Genomic DNA, 18,899 nt, shown 5'->3' on the forward strand with positions numbered 1-18,899 from the left:
GTATGGAACCTGTCCGCCTGTCTAAACGCCTTGCCGAGCTCGGCCTGTGCTCGCGCCGCGAAGCGGACGCGTATATCGAAAAGGGCTGGGTCTCGGTCGACGGCGAGGTGGCGGTGCTCGGCCAGAAGGTGCTGCCGGGCCAGCGCATCGAGCTCGACAGCCGTGCCAAGCGCAGCCAGGCCGACCGGGTCACCATCCTGATCAACAAGCCGGTCGGCTATGTGTCGGGCCAGGCTGAGAATGGATACCAGCCGGCGGTGGTACTGGTCACGCCGCAGAACCAGTGGCGCGGCGACGACAGCCGGGTACGCTTCTCGCCGGAGCACCTGAAGGGGCTGGCGCCGGCCGGCCGGCTCGATATCGATTCGGTGGGTCTATTAGTGCTGACCCAGGACGGTCGCGTCGCCAAGGCCCTCATCGGCGAGAATTCCGAGGTGGAAAAGGAGTACTTGGTGCGGGTCAGTGGCAGCCTGAGCGACGCCGGGCTGAAGCAGCTCAACCACGGCCTGGAACTCGACGGTCAGCCACTGCGGCCGGCCAAGGTGTGGTGGCAGAACGATGACCAGCTGCGCTTCATCCTGCGCGAAGGCAAGAAGCGTCAGATCCGTCGCATGTGCGAACTGGTCGGCTTGAAAGTGGTGGGGCTTAAGCGTATCCGCATCGGCCAGGTGATGCTGGGCGACTTGCCGCAGGGTAAGTGGCGTTACTTGAAACCGGGCGAACATTTTTAAACGTCGCATTCATTCAGACCGACGGCCCGCTTGCGGGCCGTTATGCGTTTGACGAGGCTGTCGACGTCGACAAAACCCCGCTAAGATTGAATTAACCGGATTGCAATGCAGAGGGGAGCCGAGCCATGAAAACAACCGTCAAGCTTCTCGGCGGCCTGCTTGCTACCGCACTGGTGGCCGGAGGGGGTGCGGCGGCCTTTGCCCCGGTGACGGCCTACACGTGGTGGGCCGAGTTGATGGTTCGGGCGGCCGGCTTCTCACCGAAAACGCTGGCCTTGCCGGATGGTAGGCTCAGTTACCGCCAGGCCGGCAGCGGTCCGGCGGTGCTGCTGATCCACGGCTTCGGTGCCAACGGGGTAATCAGTTGGCGCGCGCAGATGACCCAGCTGGCCAGGAGCCATCGGGTGATCGTGCCCGATCTGCTCTGGTTCGGCGCTAGTCAGTCGCAACGGTCGCCGTCGCTGTCGGCGCAGACCGACGCCCTGCAAACCTTGATCGATCACCTCGGTGTTGCCAATGTGGCGCTCGTCGGCGTGTCGTACGGCGGTTTCGTCGCGATGGAGTTGGCGCATCGTCTATCGCAACGGGTCAGTTCGATGGTGATCATCAACTCGCCCGGCACGGTCTATAACCAATCCGATCTCGACAGCCTACTGGTTCGCGCCAGCGTCAGCTCGGCCGAAGCCCTGTTCATCCCCGAGCAACCGACCGATATCGCTCGTCTGCTGCGGATGACGCTGGCCGAGCAACCGCCGGTTCCGATCCCGACGTCCGTGCTCGAAGAGATGCGCATCCAGTACTACGTCGGTCGCGAGGACGCGCTGCGCCTGCTGATGCGCGACCTGATCGACGGGCGCGAGCACTACCAGGCGCGGATGGTCGGTGCCAACTGGCCGCGCACCGAGCTGATCTGGGGCGACAACGATCAGATTTTCCCGCTGCCGATCGGCTTGCGCTTGGGCGAGGCCATCGGCGCGCCGGTTCGGGTGGTGCCCGGAGCTGGCCATAACCTGCCGGTGGAAAAACCGAAGGAGACCACCGCCTTGCTTTCCAGCATTCTGAAGCCGCAGGCAAGCTGACGTTCCGCCCACCGTCGCAGCAACGCCCCGCCGACCGCGGGGCGTTATCGTATCTGTCGTCCGATCAGAAGCGGTAGGCGACGTTGAAACCGGCTTCCTCGGTGGTGTTTTTCGGCTCCTTGCCGGTGATCGTGACGTAGGCATTGGACACCGTGTCGGTCGAGCTGTCGCCGATGTGCCAGTAGCGGAAGAACGGCGTCAGCGCAACGATGTTGCTGTCGGCCAGCTTCTTCTCGAAACCCACCGACAGTTCCAGGCCATAGCCGTTACGCTGGGTGTTACTCAGGTCGGGGTAGGTCGGGTTGATGTCGCTCAGGTGCGATTTCTGCGTGCCGCGTACCAGGTACTGGTAGGCGAAGCGGGGGACGAGCGCCCAGTTGTCGGCGAGCGGGCTGCGGTTGCTGACGCCTAGCAACAGGTACTGGTAGGTCGACTCGCGTCGGTAGCCGCCGGGCTGGAACTCGTCGAGATGGTCGGTCAACAGCCGCACGCCGAAGCCGGCTTCCGGTGTCACCGTGCTGGCCCCGGCGGCGAAGTCATGCTTGTAGACCAGCCGCCAGTCGGAGCTGACCCGGGTCAGGCCATCCTTGTGACCGCTGTCGCTGCTGTAGCCGGCATAACCGTGGCCGTAGCGGCCGGAGAGCTCCAGCGCCTGGGTGTTAGTCAGGTCGAGCCGGGCCGAAGCGACCAGCGCGACCATCTGGCTATCTTCCTTCATGAAGGTGGAGCCGTCGACCGTCTCTTTGTAGTTCTCGACGTAGCCTTCGGCGCCGACGGTGATGTTGGGCAGGGATGAATCGGCGAAAGCCGGTAGTGCAAGGAATCCGAGGTACAGGGCCAGCGAAACGCGTCTATGCATGATGGCGGTTGTCCGGGTGGAGGAAGGGTATGCCGTGAATTTTGATTGCCATGTCATTTGATCTAGGCCAAACACTGCCCACTCGGCAAGGATAAAGCGGTCGTTCTGTTGTGGCGGCGACTTTGTTAATGGTATGGACGCCCCCTTCCTGAAGTGGCATCGCGGTGCGAGGTTGCAAGCGACTCACTGAACGAAGGGGCACCACAACGCCGCGCGGTCAAATCGACCAAGTGCCGCTCGGTCAATGGTCAGTCCCGCGAAATTGGAATAGGCTTCACATGCGTGTGGACATCTGAAGACACAGGTCACTCAACAGGCCATGCGCTGGCATGACAGGATGGCGTAACGACAAGGTAACCGGCCTCAACCACGGAGTGTGACGAGGAGACGGATGAATGGTCGACGACTTGCGGCATGTCGTTCACTGGAAACTCCGGCAACGAACACCGGGCGCGGTGAATGTCGCCGTCGCGATGCTCATCGGCTCGACGCTGGCGGCCTGCGCGGTCGGCCCGGACTACCACACGCCCGCGCCCCCGGTTGGTGACCACTTTACCTCTGCGCCGCTGCCTGGCGAGACCGCTTCGGCACCGGGCATGTCTGGCGCCGCCCAGCGTTTTGTCACGGGGCAAGACATCCCTGGCGAATGGTGGTCGCTCTTCCATTGCGATCCGCTCAACGCGTTGATGCGCGACGCGCTTGCCAACAGCCCCAACCTTGCCGCCGCGCAAGCGGCATTGCGGCAGGCACGCGAGAACGTCAACGCCGAGGTGGGCAGCGCGCTCTATCCCAGCATCGATGCGAAACTGGGCGCAAACCGCTCGAAAATCTCAGGGCTCGCCTTTGGCCAGCCGGGCTTGAGTCCGGAGCTCACTCTCTATAACGCGTCCGTCAACGTATCCTATTCGCTCGATCTGTTCGGCGGCGCCCGGCGCGAACTCGAGGCGTTGCGCGCGCAGGTCGATTATCAGCGCTTTCAGTTGCAGGCGGCCTACCTGGCGTTGACGGCCAATCTCGTCACCGCGAGCGTCAAGGAAGCGTCGCTGCGCGCCCAGGTCGAGGCTACCGAACATATCGCCGCCTACCAACAAGAACAGCTAGACCTGGTGACGCGCCAGTTCGAGCTGGGCGGCGTGAACCGTACCGCGGTACTGGCACAGCGCACGTTGCTTGCACAGACACGCGCTACCCTGCCGGCACTGCGCCAGTCGCTCGACCAGGTACGCCACCAGATTGCCGTGCTGGCGGGCAAACCGCCCAGCGATGCGTCCTTGCCGCAATTCAAGCTGTCCGATTTCTCGCTGCCACAAACGTTACCCATGAGCCTGCCGTCTGAACTGGTGCGGCAACGCCCCGATATTCTGGCGTCCGATGCCGTGCTGCATCAGGCCAGCGCCAAGATCGGTGTGGCCACCGCCGCCATGTATCCGCAGTTGACGCTGACGGGCAGCTACGGCGGCCAAGCGTTAACACCGGCGGGCGTGTTCAAGTCGGCCAACACGGTCTGGAGCATCGGGGCCGGTCTGCTGCAACCGCTTTTCCACGGGGGCCAACTGAGTGCGCAAAAGCGCGCTGCCGTGGCCGTGTACGAGCAGGCGGCTGCCCAGTACCAGGAAACCGTGCTGCTGGCTTTCCAGAACGTGGCCGATACGCTGCGCGCGCTCGATGCCGACGCGCTCGCGCTGGCGGCGCAATCCGAAGCCTGGTCGTCGGCACGTGATACGCAGGGACTCAGCCAGCAGCAATACCGGCTCGGCGCACTGAGCTATCTCGCGCTGCTCGATGCGCAACGCCAATACCAGCAGAGCACCGTCAGCCTCGTCCAGGCGCAGGCGGCGCGCTATGCCGATACCGCGGCGCTGTTCCAAGCGCTCGGCGGGGGATGGTGGAATGCTCCGCCGCCACCAGGGGCCACGGGTAACAAGGACGAAGCGCAGATGGAGACCCATTGATGAAAAAGCGCATGGTCATCATGCTGGTCTGTGTCGGCGTGCTGCTGGCGGCCCTGATCGGCTTCAATGCGTTCAAGGCGCAAATGATAAAGAAATCCATGGCGAGCAACGCCGCGCCACCGGCCACCGTCAGTGCGATCACGGCTTCGTACCAGCTCTGGCAGCCGCAACTGGCGGCGGTCGGCAGCCTGCGCGCCGTGCGCGGGGTGGATGTGACCACCGAGATCGCCGGCCTGGTGCGCGAAATCCGCTTCAAATCGGGCGATGAAGCCAAGGCCGGCCAGGTGCTGGTGCAGCTCAACGCCGATTCGGACACCGCGCAGCTGCACGCCCTGCAGGCGGCGGCAGAACTGGCGCAGACCGTCTACACGCGCGACAAGGCGCAATACGAGATCGAAGTGATTTCCAGGGCACAGCTCGATGCCGATGCCGCCGACCTGAAGAGCAAGAAAGCCCAGGTGGCGCAACAGGCCGCCATCGTCGAGAAAAAAACCATTCGCACGCCGTTCGCCGGGCGGCTTGGCATTACCACCGTTAACCCCGGCCAGTACCTGAACCCAGGTGACGCGATCGTGACCTTGCAGGCCATCGACCCGATCTATGCCGATTTCTATTTGCCGCAGCAGCAGATCGGCCAACTTGCCGTCGGCCAGGCGGTGACGGTGGAGAGCAACTCGTTCAGCGGCCGGGCGTTCGCCGGAAAGATCACCTCGATCAATCCGAAGGTCGATACTGCAACGCGCAATGTGCAGGTGGAAGCGAGCGTCGATAACCATGAAGGCAAGCTGCTGCCGGGCATGTACGCTAACGTGAAAATCGATGTCGGCGCGCCCCGGCAACACCTCACCTTGCCGCAGACGGCCATCACCTACAATCCGTACGGCGCGACGATATTTATCGTCAAGCCGGGTACCCGGCCAAACGCCCAGGGCAAGACGCTGCCCGAGGCGCAGCAGGTATTCGTCACGCCTGGCGCCACGCGGGGCGACCAGGTGGCCATCGAAAAAGGCCTGACGTCGGGTACGCAAGTGGTCACCAGCGGCCAGCTCAAGCTCAAGAGCGGCACCCCGCTGGTGATCAATAACAAGGTGCAGCCGGCGGATCAGCCGAACCCGGCGCCGCAAGAGCAATGAGGGTTCAGCGATGAACTTCACTGATATCTTCATCAAGCGGCCGGTGCTGGCGACGGTGGTCAGCCTGCTGATTCTCGTGCTCGGCCTGCGTTCGCTGACGAGTCTGACGGTCAGGCAGTATCCGCGCACCGAGAACGCGGTGGTGACGATCACCACGGCCTACTATGGTGCCAATGCCGAGACGGTGGCCGGATTCATTACGCAGCCCCTGGAGGCGGCGATCGCCCAGGCTCAGGGTATCGACTATTTGTCGTCGACCAGTACCACGGGCGTGTCGACCATCACGGCGACGCTGCGCCTGAACTATGACTCGAACCGGGCGCTGACCGAAATCACCACGCAGATCAATTCGGTACGCAACCAGTTGCCGCCGCAGGCTCAGCAGCCGGTCATCACCGTGCAGGTCGGGCAGACCACCGACACCATGTATATGGGCTTCTATAGCGACGTCATGCCCGGCAATAGCGTGACCGACTACCTGCTGCGGGTGGTGAAGCCCAAGCTGGATTCGGTGGAAGGGGTGCAGACCGCCGAAATCCTCGGTGGCCGGCAGTTTGCGCTGCGCGCGTGGCTCGATCCACAACGCATGGCGGCGTACGGCGTGACCGCCGCCGACGTTTACACCGCGCTGGGTAACAACAATTATCTCTCCGCATTGGGCGCCACCAAGGGGCAGATGGTGAGCGTCGATGTGACGGCCAGCACCGACCTGCACACCGTGGAGGGGTTCAGGCAGCTCGTGGTCAAGTCGAAGAACGGTGCACTGGTGCGCATGCATGATGTCGCCAACGTGGTGCTCGGTGCGGACAACTACGACTTCAGCGTGGCGTTTAGCGGCAAGCGTTCGGTGTTCATCGGCATCAAGACGGCGCCGGAAGCGAACGTGCTCGATGTGGCCAAGCGCGTGCGCGACGCGTTTCCCGCTCTTGAGGCGCAGTTGCCGGTAGGGCTGACGGGCAAGATCGTGTATGACGCCACCGAGTTCGTTAGCACCTCGATCAAGGAAGTGATCAAGACGCTCGTCGAGGCGCTCTTGATCGTGATGGTCGTGATCTTCCTGTTCCTCGGCAGTCTGCGCGCAGTGATCATTCCTGTGATTGCCATGCCGCTGTCGCTGATCGGCACGTTCTTCGCCATGCTGGCACTCGGCTATTCGATCAATTTGCTGACGCTGCTGGCGCTGGTGCTGGCCATTGGGCTGGTGGTCGACGACGCCATCATTGTGGTGGAGAACGTCGACCGGCACATGAAGCAGGAAGGCCGCCCGCCGCTGGAAGCCGCCCTGATGGCAGCGCGCGAGTTGGGTGGGCCAATCCTGGCGATGACCGTGGTGCTGGTGGCCGTCTATGTGCCGATCGGTTTCCAGGGGGGGCTGACGGGGGCGCTGTTTACCGAGTTCGCCTTTACGCTGGCCGGAGCGGTGGCGGTGTCGGGTGTCATTGCGCTGACTTTGTCACCCATGATGTGCGCACGCTTTTTCCGCGCCGAGCAGGAGTCCGGGCGTTTTGTCCGGTTCGTCGACCGCCAGTTCGAGCGCGTGCATCACGGTTACCAGCGCGTGCTGCACAGCCTGCTGGACACGTGGGTGGTGCTGGTCGTCATGGGGGCGCTGTTGTTGGGGGCGGTGGTGTACCTGTTCATGACCTCGAAGTCCGAACTGGCTCCGCAGGAAGACCAGGGCATCGTACTGGCGCAGTTACAAGGGCCTCCAGATGCGACGCTCCAGCAAATGCAAACGTATGCCGACCAGGTGTTTCAGCTTGCACGCGGCATTCCCGAGTACGCGCAGATGTTCCAGTTGACCGGCGTGCCTACCATCAATCAGGGGATTGGCGGTGTGTTGCTCAAGCCTTGGGACCAGCGCGGGAGGGATGCGCTGGAACTGCAGCAGGAGCTGCAACAAAAATGGGGCCGGATCGCCGGAGCACGCGTGGCGGCGTTCCAGTTTCCGCCTCTGCCCGGTGCACGAGGCCTGCCGGTGCAGTTCGCCATCAGTACCACGGAGCCATTCCAGAACCTGAACGACGTGGCGCAAGCCGTGCTGGACAAGGCACGCGCCAGTGGCATGTTCTTTTTCGTGGATAGTGACCTCAAGCTCGACAAGCCGCAGAGCACGCTGGTCGTCGATCGCGACAAGGTGGCCTCGCTTGGCCTGAACCAGTCGGACGTGGGCGCGGCACTCAGTGCCGCCCTGGGTGGCAACTACGTCAATTATTTCTCGATCGCGGGCCGCTCCTACAAGGTGATTCCGCAGGTGCAGCAAGTCGACCGGCTCAACCCGTCGCAGATTCTCGACTATTACCTGCGTACGCCCGACGGCAGTGTGCTGCCGGCCTCGACCGTGGCCCGTTTCGAATCGAGCGTGGTGCCGGAATCGATCAATCATTTCCAGCAACTCAATTCGGCGATCATCTCGGGGGTGACTGTGCCGAGCGTCTCGCAAGGTGAGGTGTTGGATTATTTGCGCACCATCACCAATGAGGTGGCGCCGAGCGGCTACTCGACCGATTATTCGGGCTTGTCGCGCCAGTTCGTGCAGGAATCGGGCGGCTTCGTCACCACACTGCTGTTTGCCACGATCATTGTGCTGTTGGTGCTGGCAGCACAGTTCGAAAGCTTCCGCGACCCGGTGGTGATTCTGGTGTCGGTGCCGATGGCGCTGTTCGGTGCGCTGCTGTTCATCAACCTCGGGCTCGCCACGCTGAACATTTATACGCAGGTGGGGCTGGTGACCCTGATGGGGCTGATCAGCAAACATGGCATTCTCATCGTGCAATTCGCCAATGAGTTACAACGCGCAGGCCTGGCCAAGCGCGCCGCGCTGGAACAGGCTGCCGCCGTGCGTCTGCGACCGATCCTGATGACCACCGCGGCGATGGTGCTCGGCGTGGCGCCGCTGGTGGTCGCGTCTGGTGCCGGCGCAGCGGGGCGGCGTGCGATGGGGCTTGTCATTTTTACCGGCTTGTCGATCGGCACGTTATTTACATTATTCGTGGTGCCGGCCATGTATATGTTTCTTGCCACCGACCACCACCGCGAAGCGCGCGCCGCCGCCGCGAGCCATGGCGATTCCACGCTGGACAAATCAGAATGACGCGATAGCGTCGATTGATGACCTGTTGGGGCGCATTGGTCTTGGGAGTGAACGCCAGCGAAACCCTAGTTTGGCTGCCTCTTTCAGGCGCTCTTGCCCGCGCGGGCACGGCCGGATTTTCCTCGACAGGCCACTTCGCCGGAAAGCCACGATGCCTCGCGGCAGCGGGCGGTTGCGCAAGGACGAATGAATTGCTTGCAGCTTAAAAGTGGACATCGACCCTATTACTCAGTCCACATCCCACCGAATTACGATGGACAGTGATTTGGATCAACACAGGTATTATTACGGCCCGTATCATGACAGTGTTCCGCGGCGCTGTTCGGCGCCGAACTGCCGGTGCCTGCCATGCCTGTTTCCCTGCTTCGCCGTCTGGGCCTGATCGGCCCGTCGATCAAGAATGCCGCCGAGGTGCGCGCGGCGCTCGACCCCTTCGTCAAGGCGGTCGATCCCAAGTTGGGCTTGCTGTCTAACCATCGCAAGGTGCTGGAAAAACCCTTGTCGCGTCTGCTCAGCTATGCCGACACCTTCGCCGCGCGGATACCCGAGCCGATCGACCTGTCGCTACGCCGTTTTACCGCCGACCCGCGGCTCGGGATGTTCTTCGCGTCGCCGGCGAGTCTGCTGGCCACGGTGCGCGCAAGCCCGGCGCTGAGCGATTTCTTCCGGCAGCCACGACTCGGTGACGTGGCCTACGCGCTGCTGGTCATGCAGCGCAGCGAGAAGTCGCGCTTCGGCTTCGGCAACCATAACGGTACCTTGCGTGCCGACGTGCTGCAGGTGGTGGTGAGCTTCGACCGCCATCGCCTCACCCTGGCCGAGCCGACGCCGGAGGCATTCGCCACGGCCTTGCAGGCACGCGGCGTGCAACTGTTGACCGAGACGGTGGCGTCAAGGTTGGCCGAACAGGACGTACGGCGCCAGCAACTCGAGGCCGACCGGATGCGTTTGTCGCTGAAGGTGACGGCGCTGCGCCAGTCGGGTAACTGCATCGTGGTCGATGGGACGGCGCTGGCGTTCAGCCGCGCCGAACGGGTCGGCAGCGCCAGTCGGGTAACTGCATCGTGGTCGATGGGACGTGCAATGGTGGGGATGACGAGGGCTGTGATCTGCCGGCGCTGGAGGCGAAGCTTGCCGAGGTCGAAGCCGAGTATGCACCACTCAAGTCTTTTGCCGAATTGCCGAACCGGCTGACCGAAGTGGCCGGCTTGATCGGGGCGCCGGAAAAGCTGCTCAGGGTCTGCCCGTCGGCACTGCACCTTGACCGGATGGGAATCGTGCAGGACCAGGAAAATGCCGACGAGGAAAACCAGTTGTGCTTCGAGGAGATCGAACTGGGGCGAATCGAGCCGGTAAGGCGGGTGGTGGTGCCGGTGCGGATCACACGACAGGCGATCCGTGAGCTGGAGGAAAGTGCGGTTTACGGCTGAACCCTTGGCATCCGGATAGCAAAACGGCCCGAAATGCGGGCCGCTTTCGCAATTCGCCTCAGCGTGGCCTCGAACGCCGAACATGAAAAATGGCACCCCGAGGGGTGCCATTTTGACTTGCGCGAGGCAGATCAGTCGTAGCGACGACCGCCGTCGCGACGGTCGCGGCTGCCGCCGTCACGGCCAGCGTAGCCGCCGCCGCTGCCCGGCTTGCGACCGTAGCCACCACCGCCGTTGCCGCTCGGCTTGCCACTACCGCTGCTGCTGCCGGTGCCGCGGCCGTAGCCACCGCCACTCGGCTTCTTGCCGTAGCCGCCGCCACCGTTGCGACGCGGGCCGGCGCTGCTGCCGCCCTTCGGTACGCGACGGGTCGGCTCCATGCCTTCGATCACGCCTTCCGGCAGGGTGCGCTTCAGGTATTGCTCGATGCGACGCACGCGGTGGTATTCGCGCACTTCCGACAGGGTGATGGCGGTGCCATCACGGCCGGCGCGACCGGTACGACCAATGCGGTGCACGTAGTCTTCGGCCTGCTTCGGCAGGTCGTAGTTGACCACGTGGGTGATGGTCGGTACGTCGATGCCGCGGGCGGCCACGTCGGTGGCGACCAGTACCTTGATACGACCGCGACGCAGGTCGTTCAGGGTACGGTTACGCCAGCTTTGCGGCATGTCGCCGTGCAGGCAGGCGGCCTGGTAGCCCTGATCGGACAGCTTGTCGGCCAGTTCTTCCGAGCCTACTTTGGTCGCGGTGAAGATCACGCACTGGTCGAAACCGGCTTCTTTCAGGATCACTTCGAGCAGACGTTCCTTGTGACGGTTGTCGTCGCAGTACATCAGGTGTTCGTCGATCTTGCCGCCGTCGTCGACGCGGGCGATCTCGATGCGTTGCGGGTCACGGGTCATGCGCTCGGCCATGCGGCCAACCACGCCGTCCAGCGTCGCCGAGAACAGCAGGGTCTGGCGATCGCTCGGGGTGGCCTTGACGATTTCTTCGATGTCGTCAACGAAGCCCATGTCGAGCATGCGGTCGGCTTCGTCGAGGATCAGCACTTCGAGGCGCGAGAAGTCGATACGGCCTTGGCGCATGTGGTCCATCAGACGGCCCGGGGTGGCCACGACGATGTCGACCGGACGCGACAGCGCGCGGGTCTGGAAGCCGAATGAGGCGCCGCCGACCAGGCAGGCAGTACGCATCCAGCGCATGTTTTCGCCGTAGGTCTGGGCGTTCTTTTCAACCTGTTGAGCCAGCTCGCGGGTCGGGGTCAGCACCAGAACGCGCGGGCCCTTGCCCGGCTTTTCCGAGCGGTCGTTCAGCTTGTGCATCGACGGCAGCAGGAAGGCGGCCGTCTTGCCGCTACCGGTCTGAGCCGATACCAGCAGGTCCTTGCCGGCCAGTGCCGCCGGAATCGCTTCGGCTTGAACGCCCGTCGGGCTTTCGTAGCCTGCAGTTTCCAGAGCCTGGGTGAGAGCCGGGGCCAAGCCAATATCGGAGAATTTGATAGTCATGTAGTCAGTAGTCCTGGGTTGTACCCGGCGGACGCATGCTGGCGCACCGATCGCGTAAGCAAAGCTACGCCATCGGAAAAGCAGAATCCGTGGTTGGGGCCGGGTAACGGGCCGCATCTTCGGCGGCCAACACTCATCGGCACCAACCTGAACTGAAAGAGCCGCGAAGAAGTGCCGGAAACAGAGCCGGCTAGAGACGGGGCGAAAAGCGAGGTCAGGGACGATGAAACAATCGTGGAGGACCGTTGTCCTCACAAGAGGCCGGACTATAGCGAAGAAAGTGTCTGTTTGGCAAGCGGTTTTTGCAATGCAACACCCGAAGCGGGCCGGGCCGGCTTCGGGAGATTGCTTTGCATGAAGCAAATCAACGATATAGCTCGATGATGCTGGAGAGGTCGCGCTGGGCGTTGTCACGTTCGGCGAACACCCGCATCAGCTGATCGGCCAGCGCCGCCAACGGCGTGCCGGCACCGCTTTCGCGCGCCACTTTCACCGCGGTGTCGAGGTCTTTCAACAGCGTCGCGACCTTCCACTGCACCGGTTCGTGCAGGCTGGTGGCCATGCGCGGCACCAGCATCTGGAACGGTTTGGAGTCGGCAAAGCCGCCGGCCAGCGCCGGGGCGAGCAGGGCGGCGTCGACACCGTTCCGTTCGGCCAGGGACACCGCCTCGGCGATCAGCATCGCGTTGGCAGCGACGATCAGCTGGTTGCAGACCTTGCTGACCTGGCCGGCGCCGACATCGCCCATCCGCGTGAGGCGCTGCGACAGCGGCAGTACCAGCGGAGCAACGCGCTCGACGTCCTCGGTGCGACCGCCGGCCATGATCACCAGCGTGCCGGCCTCGGCGCCGGGCACGCCACCCGACACCGGCGCGTCGATCCAGCGTGCGCCGCTCTGCGCTTCGAGGCGTGCGGCGAAGTCGCGGGTGGCGGCCGGTTCGATGCTGGAGAAGTCGACGACCAGCTGGCCGGCGCGGGCGTTGGCGGCGATGCCGTCGTCGGCGAACAGCAGGGCCTCGACCGCGGCGGTGTCCGACACGCACAGCATCACCACGTCGACGTTGGCGACCAGCTCGGCGACGCTGGCTGCCACCTTGGCACCGGCGGCAGCGAGCGGCGCGCACTTGTCGGGCGAGCGGTTCCAGACGGTGATGTCGAAGCCGACGTTGAGCAGCCGCCTCGTCATCGGGGTGCCCATCAGCCCCAGGCCGATAAAGCCAATTTTTTCCATGATTGTCCCTGTTCTTGTGTGTGGCTTGCCATTGTCATAAATGGAAAGCCATTCCGAATTTTTCAGGGCTGATGGTACTGGTTGGCCGGACGCTTGTCATGTGCCGGCGCCGCCGCGCAGGCTGCGCATCGCGGCGTCGAGCCCGGCCAAGGTCAGCGGGAACATCCGGTTGCCGATGCGCTCGCGGATGATCTCGGTGGAGTGGCTGTACTCCCAGCGTGCCTCGGGCTCGGGGTTGAGCCAGGCGACGTGGCGGAAGTGGTCGGTCAGGCGTTTGAGCCAGGCTTCGCCGGCCTCGGCGTTGTTGTGCTCGACGCTGGCGCCGGGGTAGACGATCTCGTACGGGCTCATGCTGGCATCGCCGACGAAGATCAGCTTGTAGTCGCGGCCGAAGGTGTGGATCAGGTCCCAGGTCGAGACGATATTGCTCTGGCGCCGCGCATTGTCCTTCCACACCCGTTCGTACACGCAGTTGTGGAAGTAGAAGTAGTCGAGATGCTTGAACTCGGTCTTGACCGCCGAAAACAGCTCCTCACACAGCCGCACGTGGTCGTCCATCGAGCCGCCGACGTCGAACAGCACCAGCACCTTCACCGCGTTGTGCAGCTCCGGCGTCATCTTGATGTCGAGCAGGCCGCCGCGCGCCGCGGTGGCATGGATGGTCTCGTCGAGGTCGAGCCGTTCGGCCGAGCCCTCGCGCGCGAACTCGCGCAGTCGGCGTAGCGCCAGCTTGATACTACGGATGCCGAGCTCGACCGAGTCGTCGTAATTGCGGAACTCGCGTTGGTCCCACACCTTCACCGCGCGGCGGTGGCGCGACTCGTTCTGGCCGATGCGTACCCCGGCCGGGTTGTAGCCGTAGGCGCCGAACGGGCTGGTGCCACCGGTGCCGATCCACTTGCTGCCGCCCTGGTGACGCTCATGCTGTTCCTTCAGCCGTTCGGCCAACCTTTTCATCAGCTCGTCGTAGCCGAGCGCCTCGAGCTGCTGCTTCTCCTCGTCAGTGAGGAATTTCTCGATCTGTTTTTGGAGCCAGTCGTCGGGGATCGCGGTCTGCAGGTCCTGCGGTAGCTCGCCTGCGCCGTTGAAGAACGCGCCGAAGGCCTGGTCGAAGCGGTCGAAATGTTTCTCGTCCTTGATCAGCGCGGCGCGCGACAGCACGTAGAAATCGTCCAGACTGCCGAACGCCAGATGCGCGGCTAGCGCCTCGAGCAGGGTGAGGAATTCCTTCAGCGACACCGGCAGGCCGGCGGCGCGTAGCGCGCAGAAAAAATCGAGCAGCATGGAGGGTGACAGTTCGGGGTTGGCGTGCTAGTCTTTTTAGAGTCTAGGCTCTAAACAATCGTTTGGCCGATGTGGCCACACGTCACGAGGATAGCATATGAACGCTCCGCAACAGCCCGGCACCGCGACCGACCTGCAGGCCGCGTTCGAGCGCCTGCACGCGGTCAGCCGGCGTGCGCCGTATCCGACGCTCGAGGAGCGGCAACGCCAGCTCGCCGCGTTGGAACAGCTGACGCTCGACCACCAGGACGAATGGGTGACAGCGGTCAACGCCGACTTCGGCCGGCGCAGCACGGTGGAGACGCGGCTGATCGAGTTGTTCCCGACCATCGAGGGGGTGCGCCAGGCGCGGCGCGAGCTCAAACGCTGGATGCGGCCGGAGCGACGTGGGGTGTCGATCTGGTTCCAGCCGGCGATCGCCGAAGTGCTGCCGCAACCCTTGGGTGTGGTCGGCATCGTGGTGCCGTGGAACTACCCGATTTTCCTGGCGCTGGGGCCGCTCACCGCCGCTCTCGCGGCTGGCAACCGGGTGATGGTGAAGGTGTCCGAATACACCCCGGCCTGCGGCGAGCTGCTCGCCAGGTTGGCCGAACGCTATTTCGGCGACGATCTGGTCACCGTGGTCAACGGCGGGCCGGAGGTGGCACAGGCGTTCACGGCGCTGCCGTTCGACCACCTGCTGTTCACCGGTTCGACCGCGGTCGGCCGCCAGGTGATGCGCGCCGCTTCGGCCAACCTGACGCCGGTGACGCTGGAGCTGGGCGGCAAGTCGCCTGTCATCGTCGCGCCGGGCTTCGATCCGGAGCGGGCCGCCGAGCGCATCGTGGTCGGCAAGCTGATGAACGCCGGCCAGACCTGCGTCGCGCCCGACTACCTGCTGGTCAGCGAAGGCGACCGCGACGTGCTGGCCGACGCGCTGCGCAAGCACGCCGCGAGGCTGTACCCGAAGCTCGCCGACAATCCCGACTACAGCTACATCGTCAACGATCGGCACATGGCGCGGCTGCGTGGCTGGCTCGCCGAGGCGGAACAGGCCGGCGCGCGCGTCGTCACCGTCAACCCGGCGGGTGAAGACCTGGGCCAGAGCCGGGTGTTCCCACTGACCCTGGTGTTCGACGCGCCCGAGCACTGTGCGCTGATGCAGGAAGAAATCTTCGGCCCGATCCTGCCGGTGATCAGTTACCAGCACTTCGACGAGGCGCTCGCCTACGTCAACGAGCGGCCGCGGCCGCTGGCGCTCTATCTGTTCGACACCGATCTGCTGCGCACCCGCCATGTGCTGCAGAGCACTGTGTCCGGCGGCGTCACGATCAACGACACGGTGCTGCACGTCGGCCAGCACGAATTGCCGTTCGGCGGGGTCGGTCCGTCCGGCATGGGGCACTATCACGGGCAGGAGGGCTTCCAGACCTTTTCAAAGATGAAGCCGGTGTTCCGCCAGCCGCGTTTGAACGGCATGTGGATAGTCCGGCCGCCGTACGGCGCCAAGGTTGAGTGGTTGCTCAAGCGCATGCTCGGTCGCGCCAATAAGAAATAAACACACCGTTACCGCTTTTGACGCCCGCTGGCGTCCTGAACAAGGGAATCCCTCCACGATGTTGACCCGTCGTCAATTGATCAAGACCGGCGCCGTCGGTGCGGTGGCGCTGCTCGCCGCCGGCTACCTGGCAGCGCCGGCCGAAGAGCGCGCCGTTGCCGCGGCCAGCAAGCTCGACTTTCTCACCGAGCACGACGTGCCTATCGTGCGCGCGATCGGCCCGGCGATGATCGGCCTCTCGCCGGGCGGCGCTGAGCCGTCGCTCGACGAGCTGGTCGCCGGCGTCGACCGGGCGATCCTCGCCTTGCCGCTGGCGGTGCAGCAGGAGGTGCGCGGGCTGTTCGACCTGCTGCAGAACCGTTGGCTGCGGCGCTGGCTGGCCGGCGTGCGCTCGCCGTGGGCCGAGGTGCGGCCCGACGAGGCGGCGGCGTTCCTGGCGAACTGGCAGCACGGCGCGTTCGTGCTGCTGCGCACCGGCTACCAGGCGCTGCACAGCCTGATCAACGCCGCCTGGTACGGCAACCCGAAGAGCTGGGCCGGCATCGGCTATCAGCAGCCCGTGCAGGTAATGGGGGTGCTGCAATGAGCATCGTCGATCCGGTTGCCGAAGGGCTGGCGCGCGGCTGGAAGGTGACCGATGGCGCGACGCTGACCGACAACCTGAGCCTTTCGGCCGACGTGGTGATCGTCGGCAGCGGCGCCGGTGGCGGCATGACGGCCGAGCGGCTCGCGAAGGCCGGGCTGTCGGTGATCCTGGTCGAGGAGGGCGCGCTGAAGAGTTCGCGCGATTTCCGGCTCGACGAAGCCAAGGCTTACCCGGAACTGTACCAGGAAGCGGCTGGCCGACAGACCGCCGACAAGGGCATCACCATCCTGCAGGGCCGTACCGTCGGCGGTTCGACCACGGTCAACTGGACCAGCTCGTTCCGCACCCCGCCCGAAACGCTGACCTACTGGCGCGAATGGCTGGGGCTGAAGGAGCTGACCGAAGGGGCGATGGCACCGTGGTTCGACGAGGCCGAGCAGCGCCTCAGTATCGCCGACTGGCAGGTCGAGCCGAACGCCAACAACAGCCTGCTCGGCAAGGGCTGCGCGGCGCTCGGGCTGAGCCACGGCCGGGTGCGACGCAATGTGAAGGGCTGCTGGAACATCGGCTACTGCGGCATGGGCTGTCCGACCAATGCCAAGCAGTCGATGCTGGTGACGACGATCCCGGCCGCGCTCGACGCCGGTGCCCGGCTGTTGACCCGGGTGCGGGTGGAGCGGCTGCTGACCAGCGAGGACGGCTCGCGCGTCGTCGCGATCGGTGCGGTAGCGCTCGACGCCGCCGGAATCCGGCCGACCGGCCGTATGGTGACGCTGCGCGCCAAGGAAATCGTGCTGTCAGCCGGTGCGATCGGAACGCCGGCGATCCTGCTGCGCAGCCAGCTGAAGGACCCGCTGCGGCTGACCGGCACGCGCACCTTCCTGCATCCGGTATGCCTGTCCGGCGCGCAGTTTGCCGAACGGGTCGAGCCGTTTGCCGGCGCGCCGCAGACCGTCTATTCCGACCACTTCCTGCACACCCAGGCGATCGACGGCCCGGTCGGCTACAAGCTGGAAGTGCCGCCGGTACACCCGCTGCTCGGCGCGACGACGCTGTGCGGCTTCGGCCCAGCACACGCCGAGCTGATGCGTTCGCTGCCGAATATGCAGGTGACGCTGGCCTTGCTGCGCGACGGCTTCAACCCGGGCAGCAACGGCGGCCGGGTGGTGCTGCGCGACGACGGCACGCCGGTGCTCGACTATATGATCAGCGACACGCTGTGGGACGGCATCCGCCGCGCCTGGCTGACGATGGCCGAGGTGCAGTTCGCCGCCGGCGCGCAAAGCGTGCTGACGGTGCACGAGTCGGCCAGTCCGGTGAAGAGCTGGGCCGAGGCGAAACGGCAGATCGGCGAGCTGCCGCTCAAGCCGGTGCTGGCGCGGGTGGTCAGCGCGCACGTGATGGGCGGTGCGGCGATGGGGCCGGACGAGCAGAGCGGGGTGGTCAACGCCTTCGGCCAACATTGGCAGGTGAAGAACCTGACCGTGATCGACGGCTCGGTGTTTCCGACCAGCATCGGCGCCAACCCGCAGCTGTCGGTGTACGCGTTTGCGCTGCGCGCCGCCGATGCGCTGCAGAAGCGGATGGCGGCGGGCTAGGTTGCGCCGGCTGCCCGCGCTCGCCCGTGGGTCGACCGGCTCGTTTCGGTATGGTGATTCGGCGCTTCATTAGATTGTTGGCCTCGGTGCGGCGGCGGCGCCGAACCGCCGACGACAAAAACCCACGGCATGGTGCCGGGGGTTTTTCATGCTGGGCGGGCAGAACGGTGATCAGTCTGCGTAGCGCGCCGTCAGCTGCTCGAACACCGGCATGAAGTCAGCCTGAACGTAGGGCTTGAGCAGCGACAGCACCTGGCGCACGCCGCGGCGGCTCGATGCCTCGGTGATCGGCACGTCGGGCCAGGCGGTCTGCTCGAAGGCGAACCAGAACTTCACCACCAGCCAGATGTTGAGGGTGATCGGTTCGATGTCGGCCTCGTCCATCTTCAGTAAGCCCAGCTTGATGAACTCGCGGAAGTGGCCGGTGAGGATGCCCTTCATCTCGGTGTGCACGAACTGGTGGTAGTCCGACTGCATCTGCGGGTTGCGCGCCAACAGGCCCGGCAGGTCGTAGAACATGAAACGGAACTGCCACATCGCCAGGAAGGCGGTATCGAGGTAATTCACCAGGTCGTCGACCGTCATGCGGCGGTCGGACGGCACGGACAGGCGTTCATTGATGAAGTCGCGGTACTGCAGGAAGATCTGGTAGACGATCTCTTCCTTGTTGCGGAAGTGGTAGTAGAGGTTGCCCGGACTGATGCCCAGGTGCGCGGCGATGTGGTTGGTGGTGATGCTGCGTTCGCCCTGTTCGTTGAATAGCTTCAGGCTCTCCTGGACGATGCGGTCGTAGGTCTTGATGCGCGTCTTGCTCATGGCGACGGGAAGGAGGAGGTCGGTCACATAAAGCGCGAGCATATCACATGTTTGAAGCAAT

15 protein-coding genes are annotated in these 18,899 nt (G+C 64.4%); 10 read left to right on the forward strand and 5 right to left on the reverse strand.

Features of this window, described 5'->3' with window-relative positions; translation table 11 throughout:
- Positions 1-2 precede the first annotated feature (2 nt).
- Both ACZ2IA_RS06350 and ACZ2IA_RS06355 read left to right on the forward strand, forming a co-directional pair.
- The gene (locus ACZ2IA_RS06350; RefSeq protein WP_470291739.1) at positions 3-731 is read left to right on the forward strand and encodes a pseudouridine synthase; all 729 of its coding nucleotides are present in this window, start codon (positions 3-5) and stop codon (positions 729-731) included.
- 125 nt (positions 732-856) lie between these two features.
- Positions 857-1,810, forward strand: a complete 954-nt coding sequence (locus tag ACZ2IA_RS06355; protein WP_470291740.1) for an alpha/beta fold hydrolase — start codon at positions 857-859, stop codon at positions 1,808-1,810.
- Positions 1,811-1,874: 64 nt separating this feature from the next.
- Here ACZ2IA_RS06355 and ACZ2IA_RS06360 read toward each other — a convergent pair whose 3' ends face one another.
- Positions 1,875-2,669, reverse strand: coding sequence for a hypothetical protein (locus ACZ2IA_RS06360; protein ID WP_470291741.1), 795 nt, complete (start codon positions 2,667-2,669; stop codon positions 1,875-1,877).
- Between the two features lie 395 nt (positions 2,670-3,064).
- On the opposite strand from ACZ2IA_RS06360, the gene ACZ2IA_RS06365 reads away from it, so the two are divergent.
- The 5 genes from ACZ2IA_RS06365 (at position 3,065) to ACZ2IA_RS06385 (ending at position 10,278) form a co-directional block, all read left to right on the forward strand.
- Positions 3,065-4,621, forward strand: coding sequence for an efflux transporter outer membrane subunit (locus tag ACZ2IA_RS06365; protein ID WP_470291742.1), 1,557 nt, complete (start codon positions 3,065-3,067; stop codon positions 4,619-4,621).
- 11 nt (positions 4,622-4,632) lie between these two features.
- Positions 4,633-5,754 carry an efflux RND transporter periplasmic adaptor subunit gene (locus tag ACZ2IA_RS06370; protein WP_470291743.1) on the forward strand — a complete coding sequence of 374 codons (1,122 nt, stop codon included), beginning with the start codon at positions 4,633-4,635 and terminating at the stop codon, positions 5,752-5,754.
- Between the two features lie 10 nt (positions 5,755-5,764).
- A complete protein-coding gene (locus ACZ2IA_RS06375; RefSeq protein WP_470291744.1) occupies positions 5,765-8,848 on the forward strand; it encodes an efflux RND transporter permease subunit in 3,084 nt (1,027 codons plus the stop codon).
- A 348-nt stretch (positions 8,849-9,196) separates the two neighbouring features.
- Positions 9,197-10,042: a hypothetical protein gene (locus ACZ2IA_RS06380; protein ID WP_470291745.1), complete on the forward strand. Its 846-nt coding sequence runs from the start codon at positions 9,197-9,199 to the stop codon at positions 10,040-10,042.
- A gap of 5 nt (positions 10,043-10,047) precedes the next feature.
- Positions 10,048-10,278, forward strand: coding sequence for a hypothetical protein (locus ACZ2IA_RS06385; RefSeq protein WP_470291746.1), 231 nt, complete (start codon positions 10,048-10,050; stop codon positions 10,276-10,278).
- A gap of 131 nt (positions 10,279-10,409) precedes the next feature.
- Here ACZ2IA_RS06385 and ACZ2IA_RS06390 read toward each other — a convergent pair whose 3' ends face one another.
- The 3 genes from ACZ2IA_RS06390 to ACZ2IA_RS06400 form a co-directional block, all read right to left on the reverse strand.
- Positions 10,410-11,786: a DEAD/DEAH box helicase gene (locus tag ACZ2IA_RS06390; RefSeq protein ID WP_470291747.1), complete on the reverse strand. Its 1,377-nt coding sequence runs from the start codon at positions 11,784-11,786 to the stop codon at positions 10,410-10,412.
- 364 nt (positions 11,787-12,150) lie between these two features.
- Positions 12,151-13,083 carry an NAD(P)-dependent oxidoreductase gene (locus tag ACZ2IA_RS06395; RefSeq protein ID WP_470291876.1) on the reverse strand — a complete coding sequence of 311 codons (933 nt, stop codon included), beginning with the start codon at positions 13,081-13,083 and terminating at the stop codon, positions 12,151-12,153.
- 30 nt (positions 13,084-13,113) lie between these two features.
- A complete protein-coding gene (locus ACZ2IA_RS06400; RefSeq protein WP_470291748.1) occupies positions 13,114-14,301 on the reverse strand; it encodes a vWA domain-containing protein in 1,188 nt (395 codons plus the stop codon).
- A gap of 97 nt (positions 14,302-14,398) precedes the next feature.
- Between ACZ2IA_RS06400 and ACZ2IA_RS06405 the strand changes: the two genes are divergently transcribed.
- Genes ACZ2IA_RS06405 through ACZ2IA_RS06415 form a run of 3 tightly spaced genes read left to right on the forward strand, consistent with a single transcriptional unit; the run spans position 14,399 to position 18,022 of the window.
- On the forward strand, positions 14,399-15,838 hold the full coding sequence (locus ACZ2IA_RS06405; RefSeq protein ID WP_470291749.1) for a coniferyl aldehyde dehydrogenase: 1,440 nt from the start codon (positions 14,399-14,401) through the stop codon (positions 15,836-15,838).
- Between the two features lie 58 nt (positions 15,839-15,896).
- Positions 15,897-16,424: a twin-arginine translocation signal domain-containing protein gene (locus tag ACZ2IA_RS06410; protein ID WP_470291750.1), complete on the forward strand. Its 528-nt coding sequence runs from the start codon at positions 15,897-15,899 to the stop codon at positions 16,422-16,424.
- Positions 16,421-18,022, forward strand: a complete 1,602-nt coding sequence (locus ACZ2IA_RS06415; RefSeq protein ID WP_470291751.1) for a GMC family oxidoreductase N-terminal domain-containing protein — start codon at positions 16,421-16,423, stop codon at positions 18,020-18,022. Before ACZ2IA_RS06410 ends, ACZ2IA_RS06415 begins: the two co-directional genes overlap by 4 nt.
- Before the next feature lie 171 nt (positions 18,023-18,193).
- Here ACZ2IA_RS06415 and ACZ2IA_RS06420 read toward each other — a convergent pair whose 3' ends face one another.
- Positions 18,194-18,865 carry a TetR/AcrR family transcriptional regulator gene (locus ACZ2IA_RS06420; protein WP_470291752.1) on the reverse strand — a complete coding sequence of 224 codons (672 nt, stop codon included), beginning with the start codon at positions 18,863-18,865 and terminating at the stop codon, positions 18,194-18,196.
- Between the last annotated feature and the right edge of the window lie 34 nt (positions 18,866-18,899).

This window comes from Crenobacter sp. CS_VA4 (genome assembly GCF_055597485.1).